The organism is Pseudochrobactrum sp. AO18b (assembly GCF_000409565.1).
GTDB classification, from domain to species: Bacteria; Pseudomonadota; Alphaproteobacteria; order Rhizobiales; family Rhizobiaceae; genus Pseudochrobactrum; species Pseudochrobactrum saccharolyticum.
The window spans coordinates 1-3,361 of the sequence record NZ_ANNO01000232.1 but is presented as its reverse complement, the minus strand read 5'-3'; the positions used below and the strand labels follow the sequence as shown (position 1 = coordinate 3,361).

The following is a 3,361-nucleotide window of genomic DNA, read 5'->3' as shown; positions in this document are numbered from 1 at the left end:
AACCGTCCCAACCTTTGGAGCCTACGGTTTGCAACGCTGTTGCCTCAAGGCGCGGCTCGGCCGCCATCATATCAAAAAACCGCCGGACACCGATCACATTGGCATCCTCCGACTGCGGATCAGTCACAGCACCGTTGCGCACGACATTATCGCCGATAATGACTGTTCCTTTGCGGGAAAGTTTCAGCGCCCATTCCAGATAGACCGGATTATTCGGCTTATCGGCATCAATAAAAATCAGATCAAACGGCGCGCGATCCTGTAATTTCGGCAAGGTTTCCGCTGCAGCGCCAATCAGAATTTCTATCTTTTCCGCAACACCGGCGGCATCAATATTCTGCTGTGCGATTTCGGCATGTTTTGCGGAATATTCAAGCGTCACAACCTTGCCGCCCTCAGGCAGCGCCCGCGCCAGCCAGATTGTGCTGTAGCCGCCGAGAGTGCCGATCTCCAACACATGTCTGGCATTGCACATTTGTGCAAACAAATTAAGCAGCTTTCCCTGATTGGCCGCCACATCATGGTTCGGCAGCCCTGCATCCGCATTGCGCTGCAACACGGCATCCATGACCGGATCTTCCGCAATCAGCTTCTCAGCCATATAGACATCAACCTGTTTCCACTGATCTTCTGACTGGTACATCATCACTCCTGAATTTTGAGCAGTTTGATACCATGCCGTAAAGACAGCAGAATGACAGCAACGGGATTTTACAGCCCCGTATCCTGCCACCAGCGATGGCCATAGCTCAAGCGCTGTATCTCACTACTGTCAACTTTTTGCAGGAGGTCAGAGACAAACTCGCCGCGAATTTTCAACTCGGGAGCAATTGTTGCCAGTGGCACCAGCACAAAAGCACGCTGTTCAATGCGCGGATGCGGCAAAATCAGATCCGGCATTTCCAGCGCAAAAACGCTTTCATAAGCCAGCATATCAATATCAATCGTGCGCGGCCCCCAGCGTTCACTGCGCACACGCTTCAACCGCCGCTCAATCGTCTGGGTCACTTCCAGCAATTCCGGCGGCGTTAATATCGTCGAGATTTCAGCACAGGCATTATAGAACCAGTCCTGATCGGTATTTCCCCAAGGCGGTGTACGGAAAACCGGCGAAACGGTTATGACCCTGACATCCTGGCGTTCATCCAGCAGTTGCAGCGCCTGTGCCATTGTCTGCACAACATTTCCGATATTACCGCCCAGACACAGCCAGGCTTTGTGAACCTCGCGTGCTTTCATCTATGCGGCCACCCGACCGTCACTTCAACATAATCCAGCACACCGGCAACCGGCGCATTCGGTTTACGCACGGTAATCTCTGCATGTTGAATTTGCGGAAATGCATCGCACAGTGCCTTGGCTACATCCAGTGCCAAAGCCTCAATCAGATAACGGCGGGTGCCCGTAATAATCTTCTCGATCATGGAGAAGACAATACCGTAATGCACTGTTTTATCAATATCATCATTATCCAGCGAGTCGCCCGGATCAACCGTCAGCGCGGCATCCACATAGAAACGCTGGCCGAGCTTTTCTTCTTCTTCAAAAACGCCGTGATGCGCAAAAAACGCGCAATTTTTCATACGGATCGTGTACAAAAAGCCCTCATTTCTTTACTTTTTCGTTATGAAACAGGTGTTCACAACCAAAGTTCATAATCGTCTGCCATTCATTCGTCAGCAGACTATACCGCAATTCTGAAAAACCGGTTCACGCTTTTTTTGTAAGAGCTGCGGCATTTAAAACCGCATCCGCCATCATCAGCGCATCACGGTTCAGTGCAACATTATGCACCCGAAAAATATCCGCACCGCTGAGACGCAGCATAACACTGGTTGCCGCTGTGGCCGCATCTCTTTCCGCGGCAATTTCACGACCACTAACGGCACCGGTGAAACGCTTGCGGGAAGTGCCGACCAGCCATGGCAGGCCAAAACTCTGCAACTGTTCAAATCGTGCCATCAGTTCCACATTCTGCTGCGTGTCTTTGGCAAATCCAAAGCCCGGATCAAGCATGATCTGCCGCCGATCAACACCGGCTGCATTCGCGATTTCCAGAGAGCGCTCTAAAAACACATGCTGATCCTCAATCACATCAGCGGCAACGTCCCTGTCCCGTCCGGTATGCATAATCACCAGTCCGGCACCGGTTTCAGCCGCAAGATTGGCAATATCAGGCTCTTTCTGCAATCCCCACACATCATTCACAATATGCGCGCCTGCTGCGACCGCCAATTTTGCAGTCTGCGCCCGATAGGTATCGACAGAGATCAGACATCCCGTTTCCCGCGCCAGCGCTTCAATCACCGGCAATACGCGATCCTGTTCTTCCTGCGCAGTCACAGTCGCCGCATCAGGACGGGTCGACTCACCGCCCACATCAATAATCACCGCACCGGCATGCAGCATGGCACGGGCAGAACTCAGCGCTGCATCGAGCGTCTTATGGCTGCCGCCATCGGAAAAAGAATCCGGCGTAATATTGAGAATTCCCATAATTACTGACTGAACACCCGTTTCAAGAACGCGTCCATGCGCTAGTCGCCATTCTCTTTTTATAGGGAAACTCTTAATCATATTTGGAATTAACCTTTTAAAATTGCTTTGCTTTCCAAACCAGCCATAAGTTCTTTACACATTTCATGGACTGATAAAAGCCAATGGCTGATAACAGCATAATGCAGCAGAAGACAATTCTGCCGTAATTTGTGCTACAACCGGTAATTTCTGAGTGCTCATTTCGTGAGCGCCCGCAATAAAGGAACAGACAATGTCCGGCAAATTTCTCGCGCTTACCCTCACCGGTCTGGTTCTGTTATCCGGCATGCTCGCCTCTACAACGGCAGATGCGGCCTCAGTGACACGGAAATATCGCTATTTTCCGGTTTATGGCACAACGGCAGAGCAGTTGGACAAATCTTTGGCTAAGAACGGCCCGAAACTCAATAATGGTGGTGAAAGCCATCCGGGCGCGACAAAAATCGCTTTTGATGCCCGTGTAAAATACCGTTCCGACGGCAAATATTGCCGTGTCTCTGATGTGCGCGCCAATGTGACCGCCACGATCTCACTGCCAAGCTGGCATAGCCGTCGCCGCGCCAGTGCCGACACAAGAATGGTTTGGGATGTGCTGGTGAAAGATATCCGCCGCCACGAAGAAAGCCATATCATCATCGCACGCTCCCATGCTTCGGAACTTGAGCGGCAGATCCGCTCCATGCGCAATGAGCGTGACTGCGCAAAATTGCGCGCCAATGTTGATAAGATCACTGACCGGATTTTTGCGAAACATGACAAGGCGCAGCAATATTTTGACCGCGTGGAAACCATTAATTTTGAATCGCGGTTTGAAAATCTGATT

General features: G+C 51.2%; 5 protein-coding genes. 1 reads left to right on the top strand and 4 read right to left on the bottom strand.

The genetic code is table 11. From position 1 onward, the window contains the following. From A918_RS0109530 to folP, 4 genes are all read right to left on the bottom strand, one after another. Window positions 1–646 (bottom strand): O-methyltransferase (locus A918_RS0109530; RefSeq protein WP_028233617.1); only part of this gene is annotated, 646 nt, incomplete at its 3' end. 65 nt (window positions 647–711) lie between these two features. Beyond that, window positions 712–1,239, bottom strand: a complete 528-nt coding sequence (gene folK, locus A918_RS0109525) for a 2-amino-4-hydroxy-6-hydroxymethyldihydropteridine diphosphokinase (RefSeq protein WP_022710841.1) — start codon at window positions 1,237–1,239, stop codon at window positions 712–714. Beyond that, a complete protein-coding gene (gene folB, locus A918_RS0109520) occupies window positions 1,236–1,598 on the bottom strand; it encodes a dihydroneopterin aldolase (RefSeq protein WP_022710840.1) in 363 nt (120 codons plus the stop codon). Before folB ends, folK begins: the two co-directional genes overlap by 4 nt. 112 nt (window positions 1,599–1,710) lie before the next feature. Further along, entirely contained in the window at window positions 1,711–2,577 is an 867-nt protein-coding gene (gene folP, locus A918_RS0109515; RefSeq protein ID WP_028233616.1) for a dihydropteroate synthase, read from the bottom strand. A 193-nt stretch (window positions 2,578–2,770) separates the two neighbouring features. Between folP and A918_RS0109510 the strand changes: the two genes are divergently transcribed. Beyond that, window positions 2,771–3,361: DUF922 domain-containing protein (locus A918_RS0109510; RefSeq protein WP_022710838.1), on the top strand; the 591-nt coding region annotated here is incomplete at its 3' end.